This window comes from Pseudomonas sp. WS 5411 (genome assembly GCF_012985595.1).
Lineage (GTDB): Bacteria > Pseudomonadota > Gammaproteobacteria > Pseudomonadales > Pseudomonadaceae > Aquipseudomonas > Aquipseudomonas shahriarae.
This window is the reverse complement of the sequence record NZ_JAARMC010000022.1, coordinates 24,739-51,228: the sequence shown is the minus strand read 5'-3', so window position 1 is coordinate 51,228 and position 26,490 is coordinate 24,739. Positions and strand designations below refer to the sequence as shown.

Annotated in this window: 24 protein-coding genes; 14 read left to right on the top strand and 10 right to left on the bottom strand. The window is 62.9% G+C overall.

The features are described from left to right. Positions 1–155: 155 nt before the first annotated feature. On the top strand, positions 156–1,307 hold the full coding sequence (locus HBR93_RS22115) for a M14-type cytosolic carboxypeptidase (RefSeq protein WP_057441546.1): 1,152 nt from the start codon (positions 156–158) through the stop codon (positions 1,305–1,307). A gap of 20 nt (positions 1,308–1,327) precedes the next feature. Here the strand turns inward: HBR93_RS22115 and HBR93_RS22110 are convergent, their stop codons facing one another. After that, entirely contained in the window at positions 1,328–1,789 is a 462-nt protein-coding gene (locus HBR93_RS22110; RefSeq protein ID WP_057960045.1) for a helix-turn-helix domain-containing protein, read from the bottom strand. 99 nt (positions 1,790–1,888) lie between these two features. Between HBR93_RS22110 and HBR93_RS22105 the strand changes: the two genes are divergently transcribed. Continuing rightward, on the top strand, positions 1,889–3,154 hold the full coding sequence (locus tag HBR93_RS22105; protein WP_169961071.1) for an MFS transporter: 1,266 nt from the start codon (positions 1,889–1,891) through the stop codon (positions 3,152–3,154). On the opposite strand, the gene HBR93_RS22100 is transcribed toward HBR93_RS22105, so the two are convergent. Beyond that, a complete protein-coding gene (locus HBR93_RS22100) occupies positions 3,052–3,588 on the bottom strand; it encodes a cytochrome b/b6 domain-containing protein (protein ID WP_057441541.1) in 537 nt (178 codons plus the stop codon). The two genes, HBR93_RS22105 and HBR93_RS22100, sit on opposite strands and share 103 nt — an antisense overlap. Beyond that, complete coding sequence (locus HBR93_RS22095) at positions 3,585–4,667, bottom strand: catalase family peroxidase (RefSeq protein ID WP_169961070.1); 1,083 nt, start codon at positions 4,665–4,667, stop codon at positions 3,585–3,587. Before HBR93_RS22095 ends, HBR93_RS22100 begins: the two co-directional genes overlap by 4 nt. 152 nt (positions 4,668–4,819) lie before the next feature. Here HBR93_RS22095 and HBR93_RS22090 point away from each other — a divergent pair, with 152 nt between their 5' ends. From HBR93_RS22090 to HBR93_RS22075, 4 genes are read left to right on the top strand one after another with little or no spacing between them, the layout of a single operon-like run. After that, on the top strand, positions 4,820–5,326 hold the full coding sequence (locus HBR93_RS22090) for a sigma-70 family RNA polymerase sigma factor (protein ID WP_057441590.1): 507 nt from the start codon (positions 4,820–4,822) through the stop codon (positions 5,324–5,326). After that, positions 5,323–6,069, top strand: coding sequence for an anti-sigma factor (locus HBR93_RS22085; protein ID WP_115128500.1), 747 nt, complete (start codon positions 5,323–5,325; stop codon positions 6,067–6,069). The genes HBR93_RS22090 and HBR93_RS22085 overlap by 4 nt, the downstream gene beginning before the upstream one ends. A 12-nt stretch (positions 6,070–6,081) precedes the next feature. Next, on the top strand, positions 6,082–7,194 hold the full coding sequence (gene zapE, locus HBR93_RS22080) for a cell division protein ZapE (RefSeq protein WP_169961069.1): 1,113 nt from the start codon (positions 6,082–6,084) through the stop codon (positions 7,192–7,194). 35 nt (positions 7,195–7,229) lie between these two features. Continuing rightward, the gene (locus HBR93_RS22075; RefSeq protein WP_169961068.1) at positions 7,230–8,534 is read left to right on the top strand and encodes a leucine-rich repeat-containing protein kinase family protein; all 1,305 of its coding nucleotides are present in this window, start codon (positions 7,230–7,232) and stop codon (positions 8,532–8,534) included. Between the two features lie 149 nt (positions 8,535–8,683). On the opposite strand, the gene HBR93_RS22070 is transcribed toward HBR93_RS22075, so the two are convergent. Continuing rightward, positions 8,684–9,391, bottom strand: coding sequence for a YebC/PmpR family DNA-binding transcriptional regulator (locus HBR93_RS22070; protein ID WP_057441529.1), 708 nt, complete (start codon positions 9,389–9,391; stop codon positions 8,684–8,686). 118 nt (positions 9,392–9,509) lie between these two features. Beyond that, the gene (locus tag HBR93_RS22065) at positions 9,510–10,835 is read right to left on the bottom strand and encodes an MFS transporter (protein WP_057441526.1); all 1,326 of its coding nucleotides are present in this window, start codon (positions 10,833–10,835) and stop codon (positions 9,510–9,512) included. 266 nt (positions 10,836–11,101) lie between these two features. Between HBR93_RS22065 and HBR93_RS22060 the strand changes: the two genes are divergently transcribed. Next, complete coding sequence (locus tag HBR93_RS22060; RefSeq protein WP_057441524.1) at positions 11,102–12,007, top strand: LysR substrate-binding domain-containing protein; 906 nt, start codon at positions 11,102–11,104, stop codon at positions 12,005–12,007. Here the strand turns inward: HBR93_RS22060 and HBR93_RS22055 are convergent. After that, positions 11,977–12,837 (bottom strand): LysR substrate-binding domain-containing protein, encoded by an 861-nt coding sequence (locus tag HBR93_RS22055; protein ID WP_057960052.1) that lies wholly within the window; start codon positions 12,835–12,837, stop codon positions 11,977–11,979. The genes HBR93_RS22060 and HBR93_RS22055 overlap by 31 nt on opposite strands. 112 nt (positions 12,838–12,949) lie before the next feature. Here HBR93_RS22055 and HBR93_RS22050 point away from each other — a divergent pair, with 112 nt between their 5' ends. The 3 genes from HBR93_RS22050 to HBR93_RS22040 all read left to right on the top strand — a co-directional run bounded on the left by HBR93_RS22050 (position 12,950) and on the right by HBR93_RS22040 (position 15,624). Continuing rightward, the gene (locus HBR93_RS22050) at positions 12,950–14,059 is read left to right on the top strand and encodes a 2-aminoethylphosphonate--pyruvate transaminase (protein ID WP_057444272.1); all 1,110 of its coding nucleotides are present in this window, start codon (positions 12,950–12,952) and stop codon (positions 14,057–14,059) included. Positions 14,060–14,136: 77 nt separating this feature from the next. Next, positions 14,137–14,964 carry a phosphonoacetaldehyde hydrolase gene (phnX, locus tag HBR93_RS22045; protein ID WP_169961067.1) on the top strand — a complete coding sequence of 276 codons (828 nt, stop codon included), beginning with the start codon at positions 14,137–14,139 and terminating at the stop codon, positions 14,962–14,964. Between the two features lie 114 nt (positions 14,965–15,078). After that, positions 15,079–15,624 (top strand): cytochrome b, encoded by a 546-nt coding sequence (locus tag HBR93_RS22040; protein WP_057960053.1) that lies wholly within the window; start codon positions 15,079–15,081, stop codon positions 15,622–15,624. On the opposite strand, the gene HBR93_RS22035 is transcribed toward HBR93_RS22040, so the two are convergent. Beyond that, positions 15,621–16,511: a 1-aminocyclopropane-1-carboxylate deaminase gene (locus HBR93_RS22035; RefSeq protein WP_169961066.1), complete on the bottom strand. Its 891-nt coding sequence runs from the start codon at positions 16,509–16,511 to the stop codon at positions 15,621–15,623. The genes HBR93_RS22040 and HBR93_RS22035 overlap by 4 nt on opposite strands. Positions 16,512–16,568: 57 nt before the next feature. After that, positions 16,569–18,608: an NADPH-dependent 2,4-dienoyl-CoA reductase gene (locus tag HBR93_RS22030; protein ID WP_057960055.1), complete on the bottom strand. Its 2,040-nt coding sequence runs from the start codon at positions 18,606–18,608 to the stop codon at positions 16,569–16,571. A gap of 211 nt (positions 18,609–18,819) precedes the next feature. Between HBR93_RS22030 and HBR93_RS22025 the strand changes: the two genes are divergently transcribed. The 3 genes from HBR93_RS22025 (at position 18,820) to HBR93_RS22015 (ending at position 22,346) form a co-directional block, all read left to right on the top strand. Continuing rightward, the gene (locus HBR93_RS22025; protein WP_057441515.1) at positions 18,820–19,950 is read left to right on the top strand and encodes a carbon-nitrogen hydrolase family protein; all 1,131 of its coding nucleotides are present in this window, start codon (positions 18,820–18,822) and stop codon (positions 19,948–19,950) included. A 4-nt stretch (positions 19,951–19,954) separates the two neighbouring features. After that, the gene (locus HBR93_RS22020; RefSeq protein WP_057441512.1) at positions 19,955–20,995 is read left to right on the top strand and encodes an AraC family transcriptional regulator; all 1,041 of its coding nucleotides are present in this window, start codon (positions 19,955–19,957) and stop codon (positions 20,993–20,995) included. A 328-nt stretch (positions 20,996–21,323) separates the two neighbouring features. Beyond that, positions 21,324–22,346, top strand: a complete 1,023-nt coding sequence (locus tag HBR93_RS22015; protein ID WP_169961065.1) for a pyruvate dehydrogenase — start codon at positions 21,324–21,326, stop codon at positions 22,344–22,346. Positions 22,347–22,364: 18 nt separating this feature from the next. Here HBR93_RS22015 and HBR93_RS22010 read toward each other — a convergent pair whose 3' ends face one another. Then, positions 22,365–22,844 (bottom strand): MarR family transcriptional regulator, encoded by a 480-nt coding sequence (locus tag HBR93_RS22010; protein ID WP_057441509.1) that lies wholly within the window; start codon positions 22,842–22,844, stop codon positions 22,365–22,367. A 155-nt stretch (positions 22,845–22,999) separates the two neighbouring features. Here HBR93_RS22010 and aceE point away from each other — a divergent pair, with 155 nt between their 5' ends. After that, a complete protein-coding gene (aceE, locus tag HBR93_RS22005; protein ID WP_169961064.1) occupies positions 23,000–25,660 on the top strand; it encodes a pyruvate dehydrogenase (acetyl-transferring), homodimeric type in 2,661 nt (886 codons plus the stop codon). On the opposite strand, the gene HBR93_RS22000 is transcribed toward aceE, so the two are convergent. Next, complete coding sequence (locus tag HBR93_RS22000; protein WP_120733513.1) at positions 25,661–26,458, bottom strand: DUF2242 domain-containing protein; 798 nt, start codon at positions 26,456–26,458, stop codon at positions 25,661–25,663. It abuts the gene before it with no gap. Between the last annotated feature and the right edge of the window lie 32 nt (positions 26,459–26,490).

Here is a 26,490-nt window from a genome sequence, read left to right as displayed (position 1 = left end):
TCCAAGATAGCACTTGAGAATCAATCTCACAGACTCTAAGCTGCGGCTGCGTCAAGGATGACGCCCCCTCCCTTTTCGCAATAATTTGCGTCCAGACTTTACCCCGCGTCTGTGTAAACTGCCCGCCACAACTCTCATATTCAGGCAATCAGACTATGACCGTGGCCTTGACCTCCATCAAAATCAGCACCGACTTCGACAGTGGCAATATCCAGGTGCTCGACACCAGCGATGCCCATCAGTTACTGCTGGCGATCAAACCTGATACCCGCAGCCAGCACTTCCAATGGTTTCACTTCAAGGCCGAAGGCATGCACATTGGTCATACCCATACCTTTCGCCTGAGCAACGCCGGCCAGTCCTCCTACAAACATGCCTGGAGCGGTTACAACGCTGTGGCGTCCTACGACCACATCAATTGGTTCCGGGTGCCGACGCGCTTTGATGGCGAAACCTTGCACATCGAACTGCAGGCCGAGCAAAAACACGCCTGGCTCGCCTACTTCGAACCCTACAGTCGCGAGCGACACGCCTGGTTGATCGAGCAGGCACTGAACCGCGCCGGTACGCAATTGCTGGCCACCGGCAAGAGTGTCGAAGGCCGTGATATTCCCCTGCTACGCCGTGGCAAGGGTGACGCCGGGCAGCGCAAAGTGTGGATCATTGCGCAGCAGCACCCTGGCGAGCATATGGCCGAGTGGTTTATGGAAGGCATCATCGAGCGCCTGCAGCAGGAAGGTGATGCTGAACTGAAAAAACTCCTGGCATCCGCCGACCTGTACCTGGTGCCGAACATGAACCCGGATGGCGCGTTCCACGGTCACTTGCGCACCAACGCCATGGGCCAGGACCTCAATCGCGCCTGGCAAAGCGCAAGCCAGGAACAGAGCCCGGAAGTGCTGTTCGTCCAGCAGCAAATGGAAAAATATGGCGTCGACCTGTTCCTGGATATCCACGGCGACGAAGAAATCCCCTACGTATTCACCGCAGGGTGTGAAGGCAACCCCGGCTATACCCCGCGTATCGAGGCCCTGGAAAAACACTTTCGCAGCCACTTGAGCGAACTGACCCGCGACTTCCAGACCACCCATGGCTACACCCGCGACTTGCCGGGCCAGGCCAATATGACCTTGGCGTGCAACAGCGTGGGCGAGAAATTCGATTGCCTGTCCCTGACCCTGGAAATGCCGTTCAAGGACAACGACGATGCGCCCGATCCACGCACCGGCTGGTCCGGCAAACGCTCCCGGCAACTGGGCAAGGACGTGCTGAGCACCGTGGCGGACATGGTCAACGTACTGCGCTGACCCTGCCCCAATAAGCGCCGTTAACCCTCAGCCTCGGACTGCGCCGCCACTCGCACGCAGTCCAGCGGCCCAAGCACCCGGCCATCTGCCGCCTGCACGTGCAAAGCCTGCAGCGGCTGTCCGTGCTCACGGTCCAACAGCACCGAATGGGCCTCGCCCTCGGCGTAGAAAAACCCCTCGCCCCATTGCCGCAACCCAATGATCACGGCAAACAGCCCCCTGCCCTTTTCCGTCAACACATACTCCTGATAAGCACTGCCATCCGAGGCCGGGACAATCTCGAAAATCCCGTGGCCGACCAGGCTGCGCAAGCGTGCCGAAAGAATATTCTTGGCCATACCCAGGCTGCGCTGAAACTCGCCAAAACGGCGGATGCCGTCGAATGCATCGCGAATGATCAACAGCGCCCAGCCATCGCCAATTGCCTCCAGCGAGCGCGCCACCGGGCATTCGGCACTTTCAAAGCGGGTGAGTTTGACCATGGATAACGCCTGCCTGACAAAAAAAATGTAGTTGCAATATAAAACCAGAACACCTACCGTACAACTGGTTTTATTTAACAACCACAATGAGAACTCAGCATGCCCCAATCATCGTTAAGCGGCGCCGTGGTGCTGCTGTTCGCCATTGCCTGCGGCCTGTCGGTGGCAAACGTCTATTACGCCCAACCCCTGCTGGATGCCATGGCCACGACGTTCGCCATGGACCCCGCCACCGTCGGCATCGTGATCAGCCTGACCCAGGTCGGCTATGGCCTCGGTTTATTACTGCTGGTGCCGTTGGGCGATCTGCTCAACCGTCGGCACTTGATCGTCGGCCAGTTACTGCTGTCCACCGGCGCGGTATTGCTGGTCGCCCTGTCCAACAGCAGCGTGGGGTTTCTGGCTGGCCTGTTGCTGACGGGCTTGCTCGCCGTGGTGGCCCAGGTATTGGTGGCCTACGCCGCAAACCTGGCGCGTCCCGAGCAGCGGGGGCATGTGGTGGGCCTGGTGACCAGTGGCATCGTGGTTGGCCTGCTGCTGGCGCGCACGGTGTCCGGGCTCATGGCGGACCTGGCCGGCTGGCGCTCGGTGTACCTGCTGTCGGCTGGCTTGACGTTGCTGATGGCGCTGCTGCTCTGGCGTGTCTTGCCCGCTACCGAGCAGCCCCGGGCGCCAGGCGCCTATCGCCAGTTGCTCGGTTCAGTGTTCAGCCTGTTGCGCGAGGAAAAAGTGCTGCGCGACCGCGCGGTGCTGGCCTTGCTGATTTTTGCCGCGGGCACGGTGCTATGGACGCCCTTGGTATTGCCCTTGAGCGCCCCGCCGCTGTCGTTGTCCCACACCCAGATCGGCCTGTTCGGCCTTGCCGGTGCCGCCGGCGCGCTGGGAGCGGCCCATGCCGGGCGCCTGGCTGACCGAGGCTGGGCACAGTGGACCAGCGGCGCGGCCCTGGCGCTGATGCTGGTGTCTTGGCTGCCCATCGCCTTGACCCAGTCTTCGTTGTGGGCACTGTTGCTTGGGGTGATTGCCTTCGACCTCGGCCTGCAAGCCGTGCATGTCACCAGCCAAAGCCTGATCTACAGCGTGCGCCCCAAAGCCCAGAGCCGCCTGGCTGCCGGCTACATGCTGTTCTATTCGGCAGGCAGCGCCCTGGGCTCGCTCGGCGCGACCCTGATGTACGCCTGGGCCGGCTGGCTCGGTGTTTGTGCCTTGGGCGCCGCCATCAACCTACTGGCCCTGGGATACTGGTGGGCGACCCTGGGGCCTCAGTCCTTGCCGAGCATGCTTTGCAAAACGCCATCCCGGCGAACCCAGCCATGGAACAACGCCGCCGCCAAATGCAGCAACACCGTGAGGAACAGCAAATAGGCGAGATACCCATGGGCCTTGCGCAGGATTGCAAACAACTGCGCGTTGGCCGGCACCCACGCCGGTAACTGCAAAGAACTGCTCAGCATCACTGGGTCACCGGCCGCCGAAATCATCGCCCATCCCAACAACGGCAGCGCCAGCATCAAGCCATACAGCAGCAGATGCGACGCCTTGGCCGCCAACACCTGCCACGCCGGCAAATCGGCAGGCAGCGGTGGCTGGCGGGTAGCAAAGCGCACCACCAGGCGCACGATCACCAACAGCAGAATCGCAATGCCCAATGGCTTGTGCAGGTGCAACAACCATGCATGGCGCTGGGACACCGAGGCCACCATGCCAGCACCGATAAACAGCATGGCAATGACCATCAGCGCCATCAGCCAGTGCAGCAGGCGCGCCAGCGGGGCGAAAAAACGCGGTTGAGTCTTCATGGCCGGGACTCCTGAGAGGCGCTGTGCAAGTGGCTGACTTCGCCGGTACGGCGCAGGTAGGAACTGGCATAGGCAGCAGAACGTGCGGCCAGCAGCGGGTCATTGGAAGCTTCGATACCACTGGGCAGGATCAGCGGGTCAAAGTTGATATCGCGGCAATCACCGTCCAACTGCGGCTGACTGCGCTCGAGTACCAGCGTGCCGGCATCCAGCACCGTGTGCGCCCCAGACCAGGCCTTGCTCGCGTCATCCACCGGGTCCGTGGGGTTGGCCAGGGTGATCTGCAACTGCCAGCGCAGGGGGCCGGCCGCCAATCGTTGCTCCAGGTCGGCCTGGAGGAAATCCGCCCCTTGCAGCGCAGCGGCTGCGCTGACGTCCTGGCTCATCGGCACCAGCCCCCAGCGCACGGCCTGGCGCTGCCCGTCGGCATTCACCAGGTAAAACGCATTGATGCCGTTGTAACGCTCGGTGGCATAGCTGGCTGATGGCCTGGCCGTCTTGACCCAGGCCAGGAACGGCGCCGTCTCCGGATGGCTGGCAAAAAACGCCGGCATACTGGCCGGGTTGGGCTTGCCGGTCGCCGGATCGGGAGTCCCCGCCTTGAGCATCTGGTAGAACGCCTCGGGCGTGCCCACCGGGAACACTGGCATGCTGTTCATCCCGCTGCGCCATTGCTGGCCGTTGGCCTGGTTGAACTGCACGGCCAGGCTGCGGATCGGTACGCTGCTGTCCGGGGCATAGGGGTTGCCGCTGGGCAAGGCAAAACGGCCGATCACCGGGGTGCGGGCCTCGCTGAATACCTGCGCACGGGAATAGGCACGCGCCGCAGGACTGCTCTCGAAATAGCCCGCCACGCATACACCCTTGGAATGGTTGCGCCGGTAGCCGGGGTGCACGCCGTTATTGGTTTCCAGGGCATTGACCAGGGTCTGGGGGCGCAACCGCTGCGGGTCGAGTGTGCCGTTGACGTAGGCAAACGCCCCGGCGGCGGCACCGACGACCACGCCGATAGCGGCCAGGCGCAGCATCAGGCTGGCGCGCCCCAGCGGCGGGCGTGAGGGGGATGGTTGATCTAGCATGCAGTGCTCCAGGGCCAGCGGCCACAGGTGAGAGAGAAGCAGGACGAGCGTCGACACGCTCTATTCCCACCCGCACTGTTTATTTTTCAATCCCTGGAATAACCTCCAAGGCCGGACGTCTTCCTGGTCCAAGCACAGTGACCAAGATTGCCATGCACGAACTCGACGACTCATTGCGTGAACTCCTCCCCAGGCTACGGCGCTTTGCCGTATCCCTGACACGCAACCCCAGCAGCGCCGACGACCTGGTGCAGGCCACGCTTGAGCGCGCCATCGTCAGTTGGCGCAACAAGCGCGTCGACGGCGATTTGCGCGCCTGGCTGTTCTCGATCCTCTACCGGCAGTTCCTCGACGCGCACCGGCGTTCGCGGCGTTATGCGCGGATGCTGGAGTTCTTCACCGGCCGTGATGACGCGCAACCGTCAGTCGAACGTACGGTGATCGCCCAATCGACCCTGCAAGCCTTCGACCAGTTGAGCAGCGAGCAACGCGCCCTGCTGCTGTGGGTTTCGGTGGAAGGCTTGAGCTACAAGGAAGTCGCCCATATCCTCGACGTGCCCATCGGCACCGTGATGTCACGCCTGTCCCGCGCCCGCCAGGCCTTGCGCCAGCTCAGCGACGGCGACATCACCCGCCCTTCCCTGCGGATACTCAAATGATCAGCCTGCCCCCCAACGAACGCGACCTGCACGCGTACGTCGATCACCAGCTCAGCGAGCCGGATCGCCGCCAACTGCAGATCTGGCTCGCCGCCCACCCCGAGGTCGCGGCCCAGGTCCACGCCTGGCAACAGGATGCCCAGCACCTGCGCACGGCCATCGGTGCGCCGCCAGCGGCCAACCCCGAGTTGGATCCGGCGCAGATTCGCCAGCGTCTCAAGCACCAGTCGCGCCGCCAGCTGGCCACTGCCGCCATGCTGGTGCTCGCCGTCGGTCTGGGCGGCCTGGGTGGCTGGCAAGCGCGGCAGGCGACCCTGGTCGCCAGCGCACTGCCGATGACCGACGCCATGCAGGCGTACCGCCTGTTTGCCCAGAACCCAATCATGCCCGCCGATTACCAGGTGCAGGGCAATGGCGATATGCAAGCCTGGCTCGACCGTTACTTCGCCCAGGCCCATCGCCTGCCAGACCTCAGCCAGGCCGGCTTCAGCCCGGTCAGCGCACGGCTGCTCAGCACCGATCAGGGCGCGGCAGCGATGGTGCTTTACGAGAACCCGCAGGGCCGGCGCATCAGTTTTTATATTCGCCCGCCCGGCCCGCAAAACACCCTGCTGCCACGGGGCAGCCGCAGTGCCGATGGACTGCAGGCCGAATACTGGTCCAGCCCCGGCTACAACTATGCGATGGTCAGCCCGGAGGACGAGCCGACCACCCCATTGCTCAAGCAGACCACCCGGTTCTAGGACGCCAACGCCATGCCTTTTCGAGAGAGCCGCCCCCGGCGCCTGCCCCTGCTCAAACGCCTGCTGGGCAAAAAAACCGCCCACGACAGCGCGCCAGCCATTCAGCGCTTCTTCGCGGACAAGGCTCGGCAACAGGGCTACACCCTCAGCCCCAGCCAGGTGCGGGTGATCGACGCTATGGCGCGGCAGGCCGCACACCTGCTGGCCCAGCGCCCGACCCGCAGCCTGTACCTGCACGGCGCTGTCGGCCGGGGCAAAAGCTGGCTGCTGGACGGGTTTTTCCAGGCCTTGCCCTTGCCTGACAAACAGCGGGTACATTTCCACGACTTTTTCGCCCGCCTGCACCGCGGCATGTTTGCCCACCGCCAGCAGGCCGATGCCCTGGGCGCCACCCTGGATCAATTGCTCGACGGCTGCCGGGTGCTGTGTTTCGACGAGTTCCATGTGCATGACATCGGCGACGCGATGTTGATCACTCGCCTGTTCAAGGCCCTGTTCCAACGGGGCATCCTGCTGCTGGTCACCTCCAATTACCCGCCCCAGGGCTTGCTGCCCAACCCGCTGTACCATCAGCGCTTCAAGCCGGTGATTGACTTGATCAGCGCGCGCATGGACGTCATGGAAGTCAGCGCGCCCCAGGACTACCGGGGCCTGGCGCAGAACCACCAGCTGCAGCGCTTCACCCATGGCCAGTACGTGTGGCCGGGCACCCCGGCCCAGCGCCGTGAACTGGGGCTGCCCGCCACCGATGGCCCGCCCCTGGCGCTGGCGGTCGGCTCGCGGCAACTGCAGGTGCGCTGGTACCAGGCGCGCAGCCTGGCCTTGACCTTCAACGACCTGTGCGAACAGCCCACCGCCGTGATGGATTACCTGCTGCTGTGCGAGGATTTCGACCACTGGATCATCGACGACCTGCCGCTGCTCGGCGATTGCCCGATTGCCGTGCAACAGCGCTTTATCAACCTGATCGACGTGCTGTACGACCAGGACAAGCAGCTGACCCTGCTGGGCCAACAGCCACTGGACCACGCCCTGCAAGGCCAGGCGATTGACCTGGCGCGCACCCGCAGCCGCCTGGGGCAGTTGCAACAAGTCAGCCCGCTGGCGCTCAAGTCGCTATCATGAGCGCCTTTGATCTTGTCGAGTGACCTAAGCTGTTCATGGATACCCTTGCCCAACTCAAGGCTGGCCAACTGGCTGGCATCAAGCGCCTGGACCTGTCCTGCGGCCTGACGCAGTTCCCCCGGGAAATCTTCGACCTGGCCGACTCCCTGGAAATCCTCAACCTGAGCGGCAACGCCCTGCGCAGTCTGCCCGACGACCTGCACCGGCTGCCCCACCTGCGCGTGCTGTTTTGCTCGGACAACGCCTTCACCGAACTGCCGGCGTGCCTGGGGCAATGCCAGCAATTGAGCATGGTCGGCTTCAAGGCCAACCAGATCGAGCAGGTGCCGGCCGCTGCACTGCCGCCGCAGTTGCGTTGGTTGATCCTCACCGATAACCGTCTCAGCCACTTGCCGGATGAACTCGGCGAACGGCCGCTGCTGCAAAAACTCATGCTGGCCGGTAATCGCCTGGAGCAACTGCCGGCGAGCCTGGCCCAGTGCCACAACCTCGAACTGCTGCGCATCGCCGCCAACCGCCTGACGCAATTGCCGCAATGGCTGCTGACGCTGCCGCGCCTGACCTGGCTGGCCTATGCCGGCAACCCGGTGGAAAGCGCGGTCGAACTGGCAATTGACGACAACACAGCGAATATTCCCTGGGCCGAACTGGAGCTGGCCGAGGTGCTCGGCGAAGGCGCCTCGGGGGTGATTCGCAAGGCACTGCGCAAACCGTCGAACGAGCCGGTCGCGGTCAAACTCTATAAGGGCACCATCACCAGCGACGGTTCACCGCTGCATGAAATGCAGGCCTGCATTGCCGCCGGGCTGCACCCCAACCTGATCAAGGTGCAAGGCCGGGTAATCGGCCACCCCGATGACCAGGCCGCGCTGGTGATGGACCTGATCGACCCGAGCTACCGCAACCTCGCCGGCCTACCCAGCCTGGCGTCCTGCACACGGGACATCTACGACCCCGCCAGCCGTTTCAGCATGGCTGTGGCGTTGCGCACGGCGCGCGGCATCGCCTCCGTGGCCGCACACCTGCACCGGCATGGCATCACCCATGGCGACCTGTATGGCCACAATATCCTGTGGAATGCCGGGGGTGATTGTTTGCTGGGGGACTTTGGCGCGGCGTCATTCCATGCCACGGCCGACACCTTGGAAACCAGGGCGTTGCAGCGCATTGAAGTGCGGGCGTTCGGGGTGTTGCTGGGGGAGTTGCTGGAGCGCATTGACGCAGGTTTGAGCGATGACCAGCGCCAGGTGCTGGAGGCGCTGCGGGACCACTGCTGCCAGCCGCAGGTGCTGGCGCGTCCGGCGTTCGAAGAGATCGAGGCACTGCTGTCCTCACTCTGAAACGCCCTGCAAATGCGGAAGCGGGCTTATGTGGGAGCGGGCTTGCCCGCGATAGCGGTGGGTCAGCCAGCTGATGTGCCATCTGATACACCGCAATCGCGGGCAAGCCCGCTCACACACAAGCCCGTGCCCATAATTCCAGGCCGGGTTTAGCCCGCCAGGCCGACGAACATGTCCTGCACGTCGTCATGGTTGTCCAGGCCTTCCAGGAAGGCTTCGACTTCAGCCATCTGCTCGTCGCTCAGGCCGCTGACCGGGTTTTTCGCGAGGTAGCCCAACTTCGCCGACAACACGGTAAAACCCTGCTCCGGCAACGCCTTCTGCACCGCGTCCAGGTCGGTGGTCTCGGTGATGAACAGGGTCGTGCCCTCTTCTTCACCTTCCTCAAAGTCCTGGGCACCGGCTTCGATGGCGGCCATTTCCGGGTCGGCATCGGGGGTGTCCGGCGAGGCCTCGATCAGCCCTACATGGTTGAAGTCCCAGGCCACCGAGCCCGAAGCTCCGAGTTGCCCCTTGCGGAAAGCTACGCGGATTTCCGCCACGGTGCGGTTGATATTGTCGGTCACGCATTCAACAATCAACGGCACCTGGTGCGGGGCGAACCCTTCATAAGTCACGCGATGGTACTGCACGGTCTCGCCGAGCAGGCCCGCGCCTTTCTTGATTGCGCGCTCCAGGGTTTCCTTGGGCATCGAGGCCTTTTTGGCCTGCTCGACCACCAGACGCAGGTGGGCGTTGGTCGCGGTGTCCGCACCGTTACGGGCGGCAATGGTGATTTCCTTCACCAGCTTGCCGAAAATCTTGCCCTTGGCATTGGATGCCGCTTCTTTATGTTTAACCTTCCACTGTGCGCCCATGACTCACTCTCTTGATATCCGTGGCGCCGAGACGTCTACTGGCCGGCGCTTTGGCCGCAGAGTTTATAGGGCAAGAACCCATCGTTCCACCAAAAAACCGGCCAGCGTTGCAGGTACCTCAGGTGCGCAGGGGTTTGATTGCCACAGTGCGATCCGGCACAAAGTCGCCCACTTGCGCCAATACCGCAGGCCGGGCGTTCCAATAAGGCATCAGCACCAGCGAGGAAAACAGGGCAGCGCCGGCGAACACGATAAACACCGTCACCGTGTCGAAGTAGCCCGGCAGCAGGCCACCGAGGATCGCGCCCACCGAGCCGCAACCATTGACGAAGCCCGCCGCCGTTGCGCCGGCCTTGGCGGTACCGAAGTCAATGGCCGCCGTGCTGCTGATCATCGAGTCCGGCCCGTACAGGGTCAGGCCCATGACAAACAGCAAAGCCATCACCAACATCACACTGCCGGTATGCAACGCCCCCATAAACAGCGCCAGGGACACGGTCAGCGCCAACAAACTGAGAACACAGGCCGGCATGCGCCGGGCGCCGAACAGTTTGTCGGACGCCAGGCCAATCATGATCGGCCCCAACAACCCCGCCAGCTCGAACGCCGTGGGCACAATGGCCGCGCCGACCTTGCCCACCGAGGGCATCTGCTCATAGACAATCACCGGGCCCCACAACAGGATCGCGTAACGCGCCGGTTTCAACAGGAAGTACGCCAGGCCCAGGGTCAGCACCGTGCGGTTGCGCAAGATCTCGCGCAACGGCTCAAGGATGCTGATTTTTTTCGCCGCCGCCTGCTCTTCGGCGCTCATTGCCGGCTCGGGCTCCACTTCTGGCAGGCCGACGTCCTGTGGCGTGTTGCGCTGGAAAATAAAGAACAGCACCGCCACCACCGCCACCACCGCGGCACTGGAGATAAATGCCGCGTGCCAGCTGCCAATCAGGGTGTAGGCCCACCAGCCGGCAAATGGCGAGGCCACCAGCCCGCCAAACGCGTAACACGAGCTCCATAAGCCCAGCACCCGCCCGCGCTGTTGCGCCGGGAAGAAACTACCAAGGTTCTTGCACAGCCCCGACCAGCCGGTGGATTGCGCCAACCCCTGGATCAACATGCACGTGACAAAGATCGGCAAGGTGGCAAACGTGCCCATGACCAGGGCGGCAGCCGCCGAAATCACCAGCCCGCCCAACACCACCACCCGTGGGCCGAAACGGTCGGCGAGCATGCCCCAGGTGAACTGGCCGACGGCATAGGCCGCCAGGTACAGGCCATCCAGGTTGGCCATCATCATCTTGTCCAGCGGGAAACTAGGGTCGTCAACGATCCCTAACTTGGCCACGGAAAATGCTTTGCGGGTGAAATAGAAAGCGGCATATGCCAGCCAGGTGATGGCGAAAATCTGCACGCGCCAACGCTTGATGCTACCCATAGGGATATTCATGGTGGTTCTGACCTCAGGTGTGAGTGTGCCGGCAGAATCGAGAAGCAATTGCCTGTGTTTTTATTGTTTTGCACTGCAGTACCGGGTGGCAGAGCACCGGGTACTGGTCAGATGAGTCCTGCAAGGTTGCACGCAAGGGCTCATGATCGCCGAAGTTGTAGGACTCAACCTACGGCGACTGAGGGCTATCAAAGCAATGGCTGACTAATAGGTAAAATCGATTTATCGTATTTCAAATATAAGCTCAGCTTGTAAGAGGTCGCACCATGTCGGTTTCCCACGCCCAACTCAAAGCCTTCCATGCCGTGGCTGTCCATGGCAGTTTCACGTTGGCGGCCGAACGGTTGTTCCTCACCCAGCCGGCCATTTCCGACCAAGTGCGCAAGCTTGAAGAGCGTTTTGGCGTGCTGCTGTTCCATCGCAACAAACGCTCGGTGCGCCTGACCGACCTCGGCGAGCGCCTGCTGAGTATCACCCAGCGCCTGTTTGTCATCGCCGCCGAAGCCCAGGAGCTGCTGCAAGACTCCAAGGCCCTGCAAACCGGCAGCCTGACCCTGGCGGTGGACGCCCCGGTGCATGTGCTGCCGCAAATCGCCCGGTTTTGCGAACGTTATCCGGGAATCACCGTGAAAATCGAGACCGGCAACACCGATGATGCGCTGTACCGCCTGTACAACTATCAGGCCGACCTGGCGTTGGTGGGGCGTGACGTCGACGATGAGCGCCTGCTTTCGATCCCCTTGCGTGATGACCCGATGCTGGCGTTCGTCGCCCGCAACCACCCGTGGGCCGGGCGCGAGTCCATCGAACTGGCGGATCTGGACGACACGCCTCTGGTCCTGCGGGAAACCGGCTCGGTGACCCGTCAGACCCTGGAGCGCGAGATGCACCAGGCCGGGCTGCGCATCCGCCCGGCGATCCAGGTGGAAGGCCGCGAAGCCGCGCGCGAGGCCGTGGTAGTGGGGATTGGCGTGGGCGTGGTGTCGGCGTCGGAGTTCGGCGCCGATTCACGGGTGTATGCCATGCCCATCCGCGACTGCACCCAGCGCATGAAGGAAACACTGGTGTGCCTCAAGGAGCAGAGTTCGCGGCGGGTAGTGGCGACCTTTCTGGAGATCGTCCGTGAAAGCCTGCGCGAAGATCAGCCCGAAGCCAACTCGAAAAACGCCTGAATCAAGCGCAACTCCCGGCGCCGCTCCATGCAGCCGAGCATATGTTGGTTCAGCAGCCCGTCACCACGGATGGGAATCGCGTGCACCCGCGGATCGCGGCTGACTTCCACCGACGACACCACGCCCACCCCCAACTCGGCAGCCACCGCTTCCGTCACCGCTTCGCGGCTGTCCAGTTCCAGCAACACCCTGGGCTGCACGCTGGCCTTGGCACAGGCGTCGTCGAAGGTACGGCGGGTAATGGAACTGGGCTCGCGCAGTACCATGATCACCTGGTCCAACTGCTCCAGACGGATACCCGCCGGGTCCGCCAGCCATGGGTGGCCAGCCGGTACCAAGGCGCAGATACGGGATTCGCTCAAGGGTTGCAGGTGCACGCCCTTGCGCGGCTCGACTTCGGTCAACACGGCCACATCTGCATGCTCGGACAGCAGCGCCGCCAGGGTTTCCTGGGCATTGCCCAGGCGCAGGTTGACGGTAATCCCCGGGTAACGGGCACGCAGCTTGGCCAGCATCGGCATGACCATATGCGGGCCATCCGCCGCCACTTCCAGGCGCCCGGTGAGCAATTGGCGGTTGGCTTCGAGCAGGGTCTGCGCTTCATCCACCAGGCCGAAGATACTGCGGGTAATGGCCGCCAGCTTGATGCCCTCCTCCGTCAACTCGACGCGCCGCGCGGTACGCCGCAGCAGGGTGATCTGGTAGTGCTCTTCCAGCGCCTTGATATGCCCGGTCACGGCTGGCTGGCTGATAAACAGGCGCGCGGCGGCACGGGTAAAACTGCCGTCCCGGGCCACGGCGTCAAATGCACGGAGTTGGAAAAGATTCATAGCTATCGGCCTCACTGATGGCTGGCATAACAACAAACAATTTGATTGATGACAAGCCAAACTGCAATTTATGTCCCGTAGCTTCATCCCCCTGCTTTGCGAGGACATGAGAATGAGTACTGCCGCGCCGATCCTGCTCACACCTGGGCCCCTGACCACCTCCGCCCGCACCCGCCAGGCGATGATGGTTGACTGGGGTTCGTGGGATGACCGCTTCAACCAACTGACCGCCAGCCTCTGCGAGCAACTGCTGGCGATCATCAACGGTGGCGACAGCCATCACTGCGTGCCCTTGCAGGGCAGCGGCACGTTCGCCGTCGAAGCTGCCATCGGCACCCTGGTACCCCGCGATGGCAAGGTACTGGTGCTGATCAACGGCGCATACGGCAAGCGCCTGGCGAAGATCTGCGAAGTGCTGGGCCGCCCGTTCAGCACCTTCGAAACCGCCGAAGACCAACCCACCACCGCCGCCGATGTCGACCGGCTGTTGCAGGCTGACAGCAGCATCACCCATATCGCGCTGATCCACTGCGAAACCAGCACCGGCATTCTCAACCCGCTGCCGGAGATCGCCCAGGTCATCCAGCGCCACGGCAAGCACCTGATCATCGACGCCATGAGTTCCTTTGGCGCGCTGCCCATCGACGCCGCCCAAGTGCCGTTCGATGCACTGATCGCCGCCTCCGGCAAATGCCTGGAAGGCGTGCCAGGCATGGGTTTTGTGTTTGCGAAAAAAGAGGCCCTGGCCGCGGCCCAGGGCAACAGCCACTCCCTGGCCATGGATTTGTTCGACCAGCACGCCTACATGGCCAAGACCGGGCAATGGCGCTTTACCCCGCCGACCCACGTGGTGGCCGCCCTGCATGAAGCGCTGCTGCAATACAACGAAGAAGGCGGCTTGCCGGCGCGCCATCAGCGCTATGCCGCCAACTGCCAGACGCTGCTGGATGGCATGGCCGACCTGGGCCTGCGCAGCTTCCTGCCGAGCGCGATCCAGGCGCCGATCATCGTCACCTTCCATGCGCCGAACGATCCGCGCTACCAGTTCAAAGACTTCTACGAGCGGGTCAAGGCCAAGGGTTTCATTCTGTATCCGGGCAAATTGACCCAGGTGGAGACCTTCCGCGTCGGCTGCATCGGCCATGTCAACCAGGCCGAGATGCAAGCGGCGGTGGCGGCGATTGCCCAGGCGCTGCAAGAGATGGAAGTACTCGAAATCTGATTCCCTCGACGATGGGGCCTTCACGGCCGCCATCGCCGGCAAGCCGACTCCTACCCCTTACTGACAGGATTTAAACCATGAACTATCAGAACCCCAACACCCTGCAGGCCGCCATCCTTGACTGGGCCGGCACCGTGGTCGACTTCGGCTCCTTCGCGCCTACGCAGATTTTTGTCGAAGCGTTTGCCGAGTTCGACGTGCAGGTCTCCATCGAAGAAGCCCGTGGCCCGATGGGCATGGGCAAGTGGGACCACATCCGCACCCTGTGCGATCAGCCGCAAGTCGCCGAGCGCTACCGCAAGGCCTTCGGCCGCACGCCGACCGACGATGACGTGACCGCCATCTACGAGCGCTTCATGCCGTTGCAGATCGAGAAGATCGCCGAACACTCGGCGCTGATTCCCGGCGCCCTGGAGACCATTGCCGCGCTGCGTGCGCAAGGGATCAAGATCGGCTCCTGCTCCGGCTACCCCAAACAAGTGATGGACAAAGTGGTCGAGTTGGCCGCCACCAACGGCTACATCGCCGACCACGTCGTGGCCACCGACGAAGTACCCAATGGCCGCCCATGGCCGGCCCAGGCCCTGGCCAACGTGATCGCCCTGGGTATCGATGACGTGGCCGCCTGCGTGAAGATCGACGACACCGTGCCGGGCATCCTCGAAGGCCGCCGCGCCGGGATGTGGACCGTGGCGCTGACCTGCTCAGGCAACGCCCTGGGCCTGACCTACGAGCAGTTCCGCGCCCTGGACCCGGCGACCCTGGCCTGTGAACGCCAGCGCATCGAAACGCTGTTTGCCGGCTCGCGCCCGCACTACCTGATCGACACCATCACCGACCTGCCCGGCGTGATCGCCGACATCAATCAGCGCCTGGCCCGTGGTGAAATGCCGCAAAGCGCCTGATCGACGTCAATACATCGCCCCTCACTCGGGCAAACCTTGCATAACAGGTTTAGGCTAAAGGGACTTCGTCGCCAAAGAACGGAGGTTTGCCCCTGATGAGTGAGGAAAGACGCGATGCCGTGGAAAAACAGCGAGTCCCGTTACAGTACGATGTCCATCGCCTTGCACTGGCTGATGCTAGTGCTGCTGGTGCTGGTCTACACCACCATTGAGTTTCGCGGGATTTTCCCCAAGGGTAGCGGCGGCCGCACCCTGATCAAGGAAATGCACTTCATGTTCGGCCTGACCGTATTCGTACTGGTCTGGCTGCGCCTGTTTGCCCGCAGCCTTGGCGTGGCGCCGAAGATTTTACCCGCGCCGCCGCAATGGCAAGCCCTGCTGGCGACGCTGATGCATGTGGCGCTGTATGTGTTCATGATCGGCATGCCAATCTTTGGCTGGCTGATCGTCAGTGCCGAAGGGCATTCGGTGTGGTTCTACGGGATCGAGTTGCCACCGCTGATTGGTGAGAACAAGGACCTGGCCAAGCAGATCGAGGGCTGGCATGTGTTGGGCGGCACCCTCGGTTATTGGCTGATCGGCCTGCATGCCGCGGCGGGTCTGTACCACCACTACTTTATGCGGGATAACACCGTGTTGCGCATGTTGCCCAAGCGTTAACCCACAAAACCCCGACGGCCTTGCAGGCCACCGGTGTGCACAAAAATCAGGCGAGTGCCGGGGGCAAAGCGCCCGGCCTCGATCTGTTGTTTGAGCGCCAGCAGCGCCTTGCCGGTGTAAAGCGGTTCCAACAGCGGGCCGCTGGCCCGCTCGGTGGCCTGGATAAACTCAAGCAATAACGGATCGACCTTTGCAAAGCCGCCACGGCTGGCATCCAGCAACTCATACCCGCCCTGCACGATAGCCTGCACGTTCTGCGCAACGCCGTGGTCATCCGGCACCGCCAGGGCCCCGTACACAAGATGGGCACCCGCCTCCGCCAGCACCAGGCCCGCCAGGGTGGTACCGGTACCGGCTGCCAGCCACCAGCCGTGGTAATCGGCCCAGCCCAGGGTGTGCAACTGCCTGCGCACCTGCTCGACCAACACGCCACAGCCCAACGCCCCTGTCATTGCGCCGCCGCCTTCGGGCACGGGATGCAAATCCGGGTATTGCTCGCGCCAAGGCAACCAGAAGTCCGGCCCATGGCGCGCGCGGTAACCGCCATAGCCCAGCCAGTGCAGTTGCATGCCGAAAGCTTGCAGGTCGAGGACGGTCGGGGTGTCTTGTGGGTGCCCACGCAGCAGGCCGACGGTGGCAAAACCGAAGCGTTTGCCGGCCGCCGCCAGGGCATGCAGATGATTGGAGTAGGCGCCACCCAGACTGATGATACCGCTGGCCCCCGCCTGTTGCGCCTCGACCAGGTGCCCGGTGAGTTTGAACCACTTGTTGCCGCTGATCAGCGGGTCAATGCGGTCCAGGCGCAACACGGCCACCTCGACCCCGTTCAGCCACTCCAGCTGCAAAGGTTCAAGGGGCGCATGGGGAAGCCAGTCGAAAGGACCCATCAGTGCATGTCTGCATAAAAAAAGGGGCGGTAGTCTAACACCGCCCCTCGTGTCGCCTTACAGCTCGGCGGCGAGGCGCGAGCCCTGGTTGATGGCGCGCTTGGCGTCCAACTCGGCAGCCACGTCGGCCCCCCCGATCAGGTGCACGTTCTGGCCAGCGGCGACCAGGCCGTCCTGCAACTCGCGCAACGGGTCTTGGCCGGCGCAGATGACGATATTGTCCACCGCCAGCACCTGGGGCTCGCCCTCGGCGCCGATCCGGATATGCAGGCCGGCGTCGTCGATCTTCAGGTACTCGACGCTATTGAGCATCTGCACTTTTTTGTTCTTCAGGCCGGTACGGTGGATCCAGCCGGTGGTCTTGCCCAGGCCGTCGCCAACCTTGGAAGCCTTGCGCTGCAGCAAGTACACCTCACGCGCCGGGGCATGGGGCTGGGCCTTGATCCCGGCCACGCCACCGCGCGCCTGCAGGAGGGTGTCGATGCCCCACTCCTTCCAGAACGCTTCGCGGTCCAGGCTGGTGGACACGCCCTGGTGCACAAGGAACTCCGACACGTCAAAGCCGATACCACCGGCGCCGATCACCGCAACGCGCTTGCCCACCGGTTTGCGCTGCAGAAGCACGTCCAGGTAGCTGAGCACCTTGGGGTTTTCCACGCCAGGAATCGCCGGGGTACGCGGCGCGATACCGGTGGCGAGAATGATCTCGTCATAACCACCGGCCACCAGTTGCGCTACATCGACCCGGGTGTTGAGGCACAGTTCGACATGGGTGGTCTGCAGCTTGCGCTTGAAGTAACGCAGGGTTTCAAAAAATTCTTCCTTGCCCGGCACGCGCTTGGCCACGTTGAACTGGCCACCGATCTCGCTGGCCGAATCGAACAGGGTCACCTGATGGCCGCGCTCCGCCGCCACGGTGGCAGCAGCCAGGCCGGCGGGGCCGGCACCGACCACGGCGATTTTCTTGATCTGCTTGACCGGCAGGTAATTGAGCTCGGTCTCGTAGCAGGCGCGCGGGTTGACCAGGCAGGTGGTCAATTTGCCACCGAAGGTGTGGTCCAGGCAGGCCTGGTTGCAGCCGATGCAGGTATTGATCTCGTCGGCCCGGCCAGCGGCGGCCTTGTTGACGAACTCCGGGTCGGCGAGGAACGGCCGCGCCATGGACACCATGTCCGCATCGCCCTCGGCGAGGATCTGCTCGGCCACTTCCGGGGTGTTGATACGGTTGGTGGTGATCAACGGGATCTGCACCGCGCCACGCAGCTTGGCCGTGACTTTACTGAACGCGCCGCGCGGCACCTTGGTGGCGATGGTCGGGATGCGTGCTTCATGCCAGCCGATACCGGTATTGATAATCGTCGCGCCCGCCTGCTCGATGGCCTTGGCCAACTGCACGATTTCTTCCCAGGTGCTGCCGCCTTCCACCAGGTCGAGCATCGACAGGCGGAAGATGATGATGAAATTCGGCCCGACGGCTTCGCGCACCCGGCGCACAATTTCCACCGGCAAACGCATACGGTTTTCGTAGGCGCCACCCCAGCGATCGGTGCGATGGTTGGTGTGGGCGGCGAGGAATTGGTTAATGAAATAACCTTCGGAACCCATGATTTCGACGCCGTCGTACTCGGCGACCTGGGCCAGCAGAGAGCAGGTGACAAAGTCGCTGATCTGCTTCTCGATGCCTTCCTCGTCCAGCTCCTTGGGCTTGAACGGGTTGATCGGCGCCTGGATCGCACTCGGCGCAACCTGCTTGGGGCTGTAGGCATAACGCCCGGCGTGAAGGATCTGCATGCAGATCTTGCCGCCCGCCTCGTGTACGGCCTGGGTGACGATCTTGTGCTTCAGCGCTTCGGCTTCAGTGGTCAGCTTGGCTGCCCCGGAGTACACCCCGCCTTCATCGTTCGGGCCGATACCGCCGGTGACCATCAGGCCGACGCCGCCTCGGGCACGCTCGGCGAAATACGCGGCCATGCGCTCGAAGCCGCCGGGCTTTTCTTCAAGGCCGGTGTGCATCGACCCCATCAGGGTACGGTTGCGCAAGGTGGTAAAACCCAGGTCCAACGGGGCCAGCAGGTGCGGGTAGGCAGCAGCGGTCATGGTACAGCTCCACAACGGATCATCACGGGACGTGGCAGGCTCGAATGGCCGGCCATCGGTTTATGTCCCACAGACTAAGAGCCCCGCCCTTAGCGCTCAATGACTGAAACTGACAACTTATTGATCCAAATGTGCAGCGCCCCTTGGCAAGCGGGACGACGGGCCCTACCCTAGGGGCGAACCCTGCACACGGCTTGTTGTCTGTTCCCCCATGCGTAAATTACTTGCTTTGACCCTGACCATGGCCCTGGTCGCCGCCGTTTCCGCCTATCTGGTCTGGACCCAGGAGCGCCCTGTGGGGCATTACCTGTCGGACCTGCGGATCAACCTGGCGGTGAACGAGGGCACTCCCGCCGATCACGGCAACCTGCTGGGCATCCAGCCGGAGCTGTTCCCCGCCGACTACCAGAGCCTGGAACGCCTGCACCTGAAGCTCTCGGCCTATCTGCGCAATGCCCGGGACATGGGCCTGATCAACGACAAAACCATCGTGGTCCTGCCGGAGCACGTCGGCACCTGGTTGATGGTCAGTGGCGAAAAAAACCAGCTGTATCAGGCCACCAGCCTTAAAGAGGCGATGAACTGGCTGTCGGCAAGCAATCCGTTGCTGTTCCTGCGCGCACTGATCAGTGCCCAGGGCGATAACCGCCTGGACGATGCCTACCTGCGCATGAAGGCGCCGGCCATGGCACGTGATTACCAGGTGCTGTTTGGCGGTCTGGCCAAAGAGTTCGGAGTGACCCTGGTGGCCGGCTCCATCGCCCTGCCCAACCCGAGCGTCAGCCAGGGCCAATTGCAGGTCGGTCATGGCGCGCTGTACAACACCAGCCTGGTGTTCGACCGCGATGGCTTGCCGTTGGGCCAACCCCAGCGCCAGCTCTACCCGATCTTCGATGAGCGCGGCTTTATCGCCCCGGGCGACGAAAACGCGATCAGCGTGATCGACACCCCGGCCGGGCGCCTGGGCATCCTGATCGGCAGCGACAGCTGGTACCCCGACAACTACCGCAAGCTCAACGAACAAGGTGCGCAATTGGTGGCCGTGCCGGCACTGGTGATTGGCCGCGACACCTGGGACAAGCCATGGCGCGGCTTCAAGAGCGTGTCCACGCCCCCGGAAGTCAGCCTCAAGCCCGAAGAGCTCAGTGAAGGCGAAGCCTGGCATCGTCTGAGCCTGATCAGCCAGCCTCCCATCAGCCTCGCGGGTGCGGGCATGAGCGTATTCATGCGCGGGCAATTCTGGGACCAGGGCACCAGCGGCCAGAGCTTTCTCAGTGCCCAGGGCCAAGTTTTCGCCGACAGCAACGCGCGTGGTGCGCGCCTGCTGAACGTGTGGCTGTAAGCCCATGAAACCGGCACCGATGCGCCTCGGGGACTTATCGGTGGGCATCGTGCATACCCTGGCCGACGCCATCCTCAGCCATGGCCTGGACCCGCAGCCGCTGCTGTTGCAGTACGGCCTCGACCCGGCGCGCTTGAGTGAGCCCGGTGCGCGCCTGTCGATCCCACGCTATATGCGCCTGGGCCATGCAGCCATCCAACTGACCGGCGACCCCAGCCTGGGCCTGCGCATGGGCCAGTTGAGCCGCATGAATCAACTTGGCCTGGCCGGCGTCACCGCCGCCCAGGCGCCCAACGTGCGCGAAGCCGCGCGCACCCTGACGCGCTTCGAGGCCCTGTACGGCGCCAACTACCGTGGCCAGTCGAGCTTTCATGAAGACGCCCAGGGTGCCTGGCTGCGTTTCTATTCCATCAGCCCCTACAACGCCTATAACCGCTTCGTGGTGGACTCGATTCTGGCCGGTTGGCTGCAGCAGATGGCGACCTTGTGCCAGCAGCCTGTATTGGCCGAGCGGATCGAAATCGAATTCGCCGCGCCGGACTACAGCGCAAGCTACACCGTGCTGGGAGATTGCCCGATCCAGTTCGGCGCCGAACTCAATCAACTGCGCCTGAGCCAGCACAGCCTCGGCCTGCGCAACCCGCAGCACTGCCCCAGTACCTGGCACTTGCTGCTGCAGCTGTGTGAACGGGAATTGGAACAACTGACCCGCACCCGCAGCCTGCGCGAGCGCATCACACGTTTGCTGGGGCCGATGCTCAATGGCGGCCGGGAACCCGACCTGGAAGAAGTGGCGGCACGCCTGAAACTGCCGACCTGGACCTTGCGCCGCAAACTGGCCGAGGAAGGCACGCAGTTTCGCGCCATTCTCAACGACACCCGTCGCGACCTGGCCATGACCTACATTCGCGATACCGAACTGGCGTTTGGGGAAATTGCCTACTTGCTCGGTTTCGCCTCAGCGGAAGCCTTTCAACGGGCCTTCAAGCGCTGGAACAGCCAGACCCCAGGGGAATTTCGCCGCAGTCAGCGGCATTCCGCCTGACGCCTGCCTAAAGCTCGGTGGCGTCGTCGGCCGGGTGCGAAGGGTCCAGTTCAAAGGCCTGGTATTCCAGCAGCTCTTCTTGATAATCGTCCATCGTCGACTCCTTGTTTAATCAAAGCAGGTGACTCAAGTGACCTGCATCACCAGCGTAAAGTGCCGTCATGACGAAAAAAAGACAGGGGCATGACGTTCCTGGGCTTGAAGATTAAACGCAGCAGCCAGGCGCGGATTTAACCGAGCGATTTAAATGCAACTGCAATCATTGCAATTGCAATCACATGTCAACTTCCAGTAGGGTGATGCGCTCCATTGCCATGGGACGTGACTCATGACTGCCAGCACTGCGCAATCCGCACGAATCTGCATCGACACCCTCAACGATCAACAATCACCCCGCAGCTCGCCCCTGTATACAGTGATGGCCATGGCCAACACCCTGGAGTTCCACCCGGCGACACGCCGGCAAGCCTGGGTCATTCGCGGCCAATCCCACTCCAGGCGCATCACCGCCTGGCCCACCTGGTTTGCGCGTAATACCGGGGAAAAACCACTGCTGTACCTGCATAACGCCACTTCATCGGCGCAGTTGCGTGCCCTCTGCCAGGGCACCGATCAACGCGGGATTCTGTGCAACGACATCCACACCCGCCCCGCCTCCGGGCGCCACGGCGCGCACCCTTCACTTGCGCTATGGCTGGCCAGCAACCCGCAGTGCACCCCATACGATCCAGCCTCCGGCGACGAAACCCGAGCGATTGTGCTGGCGGGTTTGCACGCGCTGTATGTCGACGGCAGGCCCGGATTTTACTACCTGGCCCTGCATGACCAGGACGACGGACCTGGACTGGCGCCACAGCACCGACAGGATGCAATCAAGGGGATGTATCGGATCGGGCGCGAGCCACCCGGCGAATTGCACGTGCGCTTGCTGGGGGCTGGCCGCGCACTTGAAGAAGTCCTGCATGCAGCGAGGCTGCTGGAGACCGACTGGAACGTATCGGCGCAGTTATGGAGCTGCCCCAGCTACACCCGGCTGGCGCGGGAAGCACGCGCCGCCGAGCGCTGGAACCGCCTACACCCTCTGGCCGAAAAGCGTAGCTGCCACTTGCGCGATTGCCTGGCGGCCCACCACAGCCCGGTGATCGCTGTCACCGGCTATCCGCAATCCATCGTCGACCCGTTGGCGGCCCATGTGGATGCACGGTTTGTCGCGCTGGGGGCCGGCTCAGTCCAACCGACGGCACCTGACCGCTACTGGATTGCCGTGCTGGCCCTGAAGGCGCTGGCAGACGAGGGACGGATCGAGGTGCGACAAGTGGAGCGCGCGCTGCAACAGTACGCCCTCAAATGAGCAAGAGCATGCCCTTGCCTATGGTGTTTCAGGCCTGCGCCGTCCGCGGGTCTGCACACTGGCCTGCATCGCCAGCCCGGCCGTGCGCTCCAGCGCATCGGCAAAGCCCTGGCGTTGCTCGGCGTCGAGTTGCGAGAGGAACAGTTCATCCACAGTACTTTCGTAGATGCCCCACATCTTTTTACGCAACACCCGGCCCTCATCGGTGATCGAGGCAAACGCGGCGCGCCCGTCACCTTCGCAGCGCGAGCGCACCACCAGGCCGTCCTTTTCCAGGCGGTCCACCAATCGCGTCAGGTTGTAGCGCTCGATCGCCAGCACATCGGCCAATTCATGCATGCGCCGAGTGCCATCAGGACCGCTTTCCAGGCCCCACAGGGCATCGTACCAGGCGTATGGCGGCAGGTCGGCCAAGGCCAGGCGCCGTTCGATTTCACGGATGACTGTCCTGTGGGCCCTGACAAAACGGAACCAGACATCAGGCTCTTTCGACGACATGCAACACCATCCGGGGAATTCGAGAAGGTTGCAATGGTAGCGCATCCCGCGCTAAATTCAGGCATGTAGTTGCAATTGCAATTACTTTTGCAGCGTGCCGAATCACCTTCCCACAAGGAAACCGCACGCTGGTATCCGCACACCTGGAGCCTCACATGAACGCGAACAACGCAGTAAGACTCGACGACGATCCACAGGAAACCCGCGAATGGCTGGAGTCCATCGAATCGGTGCTGTCCACCGAAGGTCGCCCCCGCGCCCATTACCTGATCGATCAGTTGCTGGATTTCGACGTAGCGCGACATGGCGACTTCCATGGGCGGGTCACCACCCCCTACGTCAACACCATCGCGGTGGACCGGCAACTGCCCTACCCCGGCAACCTGGCAATCGAACGCCGGCTCAATGCGTTTATCCGCTGGAACGCCATGGCCATGGTCTTGCGCGCCGGTAAACACTCGGGCGTGGGCGGGCATATCGCCACCTATGCGTCGGCCGCGGTACTCTACGACGTAGGCTTTGACCATTTCTTCCGTGGTCGAACCGAGACCTTTGCCGGCGACCTGGTGTATATCCAGGGGCACTCCTCGCCAGGCATCTACGGGCGCGCCTACCTCGAAGGGCGCATCGACGAAGCACAACTCGATAACTTCCGCCGCGAGGCCGGCGGCCAGGGTCTGTCGTCCTATCCCCACCCCCGCCTCATGCCGGACTTCTGGCAGTTTCCTACCGTGTCCATGGGCCTGGGGCCGATCACTGCGGCCTATCAGGCGCGATTCATGCGCTATCTGGACCTGCGCTCCCTCAAGCCTGAGGCGGGGCGCAAGGTTTGGGCGTTCCTGGGGGATGGCGAGATGGACCAGCCGGAATCCCTGGCGGCGATCTCCCTGGCGGGGCGCGAGAAACTGGATAACCTGATCTTCGTGGTCAACTGCAACCTGCAACGCCTCGACGGCCCGGTACGTGGCAACGCCAAAGTCATCCAGGAATTCGAAAGCCTGTATCGCGCTGCCGGCTGGAACGTGATCAAAGTCATCTGGGGCGGTGGCTGGGATGCCCTGCTGGCCAAGGACCGCAGTGGCCTGCTGCGCCAACGCATGATGGAATGCGTAGATGGCGACTATCAGAACTACAAGTCGCAAAACGGTGCCTACGTGCGCGAACACTTCTTCGGCAAATACCCGGAGTTGCTGGCACTGGTGGAGGATCTTTCCGACGACGATATCTGGAAGCTCTCACGGGGCGGCCATGACCCCGACAAGGTCTACAACGCTTATGCCGCCGCAGTCCGCCATACCGGGCAACCTACGGTGATCCTGGCGAAAACCGTCAAGGGTTTTGGCATGGGCGAGGCAGGCGAAGGCCAGAACATCAATCACCAACTCAAGAAAATGGGCGCCGAGGCCGTCAAGGCGTTCCGCGACCGGTTCGGCCTGGAGGTGGCTGACGACCAACTGGCTGAAATCCCCTATCTCAAGCCCGCTGCCGACAGCGAAGAAGGCCGTTACTTTGCCGCGCGGCGCCAGGCCCTGGGCGGTTATGTTCCTGCCCGGCACAGTTCGGTACCGGCCCTGCAAGTGCCGCCGCTCGAAGCGTTTGCCACCCAACTCAAAGACACTGGCGAGCGTGCCATTTCCACTACCATGGCCTTCGTGCGCATCCTCGGCACCCTGCTGAAAGACCCGAACATCGGCAAGTTGATCGTGCCGATTGTGCCGGACGAATCGCGCACCTTTGGCATGGAAAGCCTGTTCCGCCAGATCGGTATTCATTCTGCCGTGGGTCAGCTCTATACCCCGCAGGACGCCGGGCAACTGAGCTACTACAAAGAGAGCAAAGACGGGCAGATCCTACAGGAGGGCCTGAATGAGTCCGGCGCGTTTTCTTCGTGGATCGCTGCCAGCACGTCCTACGCCAACCACGGCCTGATGACGCTGCCCTTCTATATTTTCTACTCGATGTTCGGTTTCCAGCGTGTCGGCGACCTGGCCTGGGCCGCAGGCGATGCGCGGGCCCGTGGCTTCCTGCTGGGGGCCACCGCCGGGCGCACCACACTGATGGGCGAAGGCTTACAGCACGATGATGGGCATAGCCATGTGCTGGCCTCGGTGGTTCCTTGCTGCGTATCCTACGACCCAACCTTTGCCTACGAGCTTGCGGTAATCATCCGCGAGGGCATGCGGCGCATGTACGTCGAACAGGAGGACATTTACTACTACATCACCCTGCTCAATGAAAACTACCCGCACCCGGCCATGCCCGAAGGTGTCGAGGATGGCATTCTCAAGGGCATGTATCGACTGAAGGCGGGTCAGCAAGCCCAGGTGCAACTGATGGGCAGTGGCTCGATCCTGCGCGAAGTGATCGCCGCCGCAGATTTGCTGCGTGAGGACTTTGCCGTGGACAGTGACGTCTGGAGTGTTACCAGCCTCACCGAACTGCGCCGTGAGGGCCTTGGGGTGGAGCGCTGGAACCTCTTGCACCCCGAGGACGAGCCACGCACCAGCTACGTGGAGCAATGCCTGGCGGACCACCCGGGGCCGGTGGTGATTGCCACCGACTACATGAAGATCTTCGCCGATCAGATTCGCCCATTCGTCACAGGCAGGCGCTTTGTCGCGCTGGGCACTGACGGTTTTGGCCAGTCCGATACCCGTGAAGCGCTGCGCGAGTTCTTCGAGGTGGACCGCCATTTCATCGTCTTGGCGACATTGAAGGCCCTGGCTGATGACGGCCTGATCAGCCGCACCAAAGTCGGCGAGGCGATCAGCCGCTACGGGATCGACGTCGATAAAGCCGACCCGGCCGGCGTCTAGTTACTGCCCGTTGGCCGGCAGCGGCGGGATGGTCTCTGTCGGTGGCGGCAGCACAGGCGCAGTCGGCGCTGGCACTTCTGCCGGTACTGCCTCTGGCGCAATCGGCGTGGCTTCCACCGGTGGTGCAAGCGGCTCCGAGACGGGCGGTGCGACAGGCATGGCGGGCGCTTCCTGCGGCGCTTGCACCTTGTCCAGCACCGGCGCGGGCTTGGGCTCCGGCACGCCGAGATCGGCCTTGGGCGCTTCGGGAATGTGTTCGGCGGCCTTCACTTCCTGAGGCAGGAACACGTCCACCAAGGCAAAGTAGCGGTCATAGAATTTGGGTGAGGTGACGGTCTCGCTGGCCACCTTGACCATCGAGTCGTCGGTGGAGCCAATCGGCATCGACACCGAACCCAGCACGCCCACCCCCAGGCTGGCGGAGTTGTTGACCTTCTTCAGCGCGTAGCGATCCTGCAGGGCGTTGGCAAACATCGTCGCATGATGCTCGCCGCTGCCATCTTCGGCACACACCACGTTGAAGCTGATCTGCAGATGGGTCTCGCCGGTCTGCTGGAAACTTTTGTTACCACTCACCAGCTTCGGGTCGCTGCTGGTGATGATGTAGCCCTGGCTGAGCAACGCCCGGCGTGCCGCTTCGCAGGCCGCGACATCGCTGACCGGGTAATTGCGCGAAAACGTACCGGAATCGTCGAAATTCTCATGTTCGTAGATAGCGGTCTTGGGCGACGAGCAGCCCGTGGCGCCTGCCAGCACCAGCGCGAGCGCAAGGCCACGCAAGTGAAATGAAGTCGACATTGATCATCCTGAGGAAAACGGTCAGGGCGGTA

What these genes read in the sequence shown, in the direction of transcription:
- HBR93_RS22115 (WP_057441546.1), top strand. Translation starts at nt 156, where the DNA reads ATGACCGTGGCCTTGACCTCCATCAAAATCAGCACCGACTTCGACAGT.
- HBR93_RS22110 (WP_057960045.1), bottom strand. Translation starts at nt 1,789, where the DNA reads ATGGTCAAACTCACCCGCTTTGAAAGTGCCGAATGCCCGGTGGCGCGC.
- HBR93_RS22105 (WP_169961071.1), top strand. Translation starts at nt 1,889, where the DNA reads ATGCCCCAATCATCGTTAAGCGGCGCCGTGGTGCTGCTGTTCGCCATT.
- HBR93_RS22100 (WP_057441541.1), bottom strand. Translation starts at nt 3,588, where the DNA reads ATGAAGACTCAACCGCGTTTTTTCGCCCCGCTGGCGCGCCTGCTGCAC.
- HBR93_RS22095 (WP_169961070.1), bottom strand. Translation starts at nt 4,667, where the DNA reads ATGCTAGATCAACCATCCCCCTCACGCCCGCCGCTGGGGCGCGCCAGC.
- HBR93_RS22090 (WP_057441590.1), top strand. Translation starts at nt 4,820, where the DNA reads ATGCACGAACTCGACGACTCATTGCGTGAACTCCTCCCCAGGCTACGG.
- HBR93_RS22085 (WP_115128500.1), top strand. Translation starts at nt 5,323, where the DNA reads ATGATCAGCCTGCCCCCCAACGAACGCGACCTGCACGCGTACGTCGAT.
- zapE (WP_169961069.1), top strand. Translation starts at nt 6,082, where the DNA reads ATGCCTTTTCGAGAGAGCCGCCCCCGGCGCCTGCCCCTGCTCAAACGC.
- HBR93_RS22075 (WP_169961068.1), top strand. Translation starts at nt 7,230, where the DNA reads ATGGATACCCTTGCCCAACTCAAGGCTGGCCAACTGGCTGGCATCAAG.
- HBR93_RS22070 (WP_057441529.1), bottom strand. Translation starts at nt 9,391, where the DNA reads ATGGGCGCACAGTGGAAGGTTAAACATAAAGAAGCGGCATCCAATGCC.
- HBR93_RS22065 (WP_057441526.1), bottom strand. Translation starts at nt 10,835, where the DNA reads ATGAATATCCCTATGGGTAGCATCAAGCGTTGGCGCGTGCAGATTTTC.
- HBR93_RS22060 (WP_057441524.1), top strand. Translation starts at nt 11,102, where the DNA reads ATGTCGGTTTCCCACGCCCAACTCAAAGCCTTCCATGCCGTGGCTGTC.
- HBR93_RS22055 (WP_057960052.1), bottom strand. Translation starts at nt 12,837, where the DNA reads ATGAATCTTTTCCAACTCCGTGCATTTGACGCCGTGGCCCGGGACGGC.
- HBR93_RS22050 (WP_057444272.1), top strand. Translation starts at nt 12,950, where the DNA reads ATGAGTACTGCCGCGCCGATCCTGCTCACACCTGGGCCCCTGACCACC.
- phnX (WP_169961067.1), top strand. Translation starts at nt 14,137, where the DNA reads ATGAACTATCAGAACCCCAACACCCTGCAGGCCGCCATCCTTGACTGG.
- HBR93_RS22040 (WP_057960053.1), top strand. Translation starts at nt 15,079, where the DNA reads ATGCCGTGGAAAAACAGCGAGTCCCGTTACAGTACGATGTCCATCGCC.
- HBR93_RS22035 (WP_169961066.1), bottom strand. Translation starts at nt 16,511, where the DNA reads ATGGGTCCTTTCGACTGGCTTCCCCATGCGCCCCTTGAACCTTTGCAG.
- HBR93_RS22030 (WP_057960055.1), bottom strand. Translation starts at nt 18,608, where the DNA reads ATGACCGCTGCTGCCTACCCGCACCTGCTGGCCCCGTTGGACCTGGGT.
- HBR93_RS22025 (WP_057441515.1), top strand. Translation starts at nt 18,820, where the DNA reads ATGCGTAAATTACTTGCTTTGACCCTGACCATGGCCCTGGTCGCCGCC.
- HBR93_RS22020 (WP_057441512.1), top strand. Translation starts at nt 19,955, where the DNA reads ATGAAACCGGCACCGATGCGCCTCGGGGACTTATCGGTGGGCATCGTG.
- HBR93_RS22015 (WP_169961065.1), top strand. Translation starts at nt 21,324, where the DNA reads ATGACTGCCAGCACTGCGCAATCCGCACGAATCTGCATCGACACCCTC.
- HBR93_RS22010 (WP_057441509.1), bottom strand. Translation starts at nt 22,844, where the DNA reads ATGTCGTCGAAAGAGCCTGATGTCTGGTTCCGTTTTGTCAGGGCCCAC.
- aceE (WP_169961064.1), top strand. Translation starts at nt 23,000, where the DNA reads ATGAACGCGAACAACGCAGTAAGACTCGACGACGATCCACAGGAAACC.
- HBR93_RS22000 (WP_120733513.1), bottom strand. Translation starts at nt 26,458, where the DNA reads ATGTCGACTTCATTTCACTTGCGTGGCCTTGCGCTCGCGCTGGTGCTG.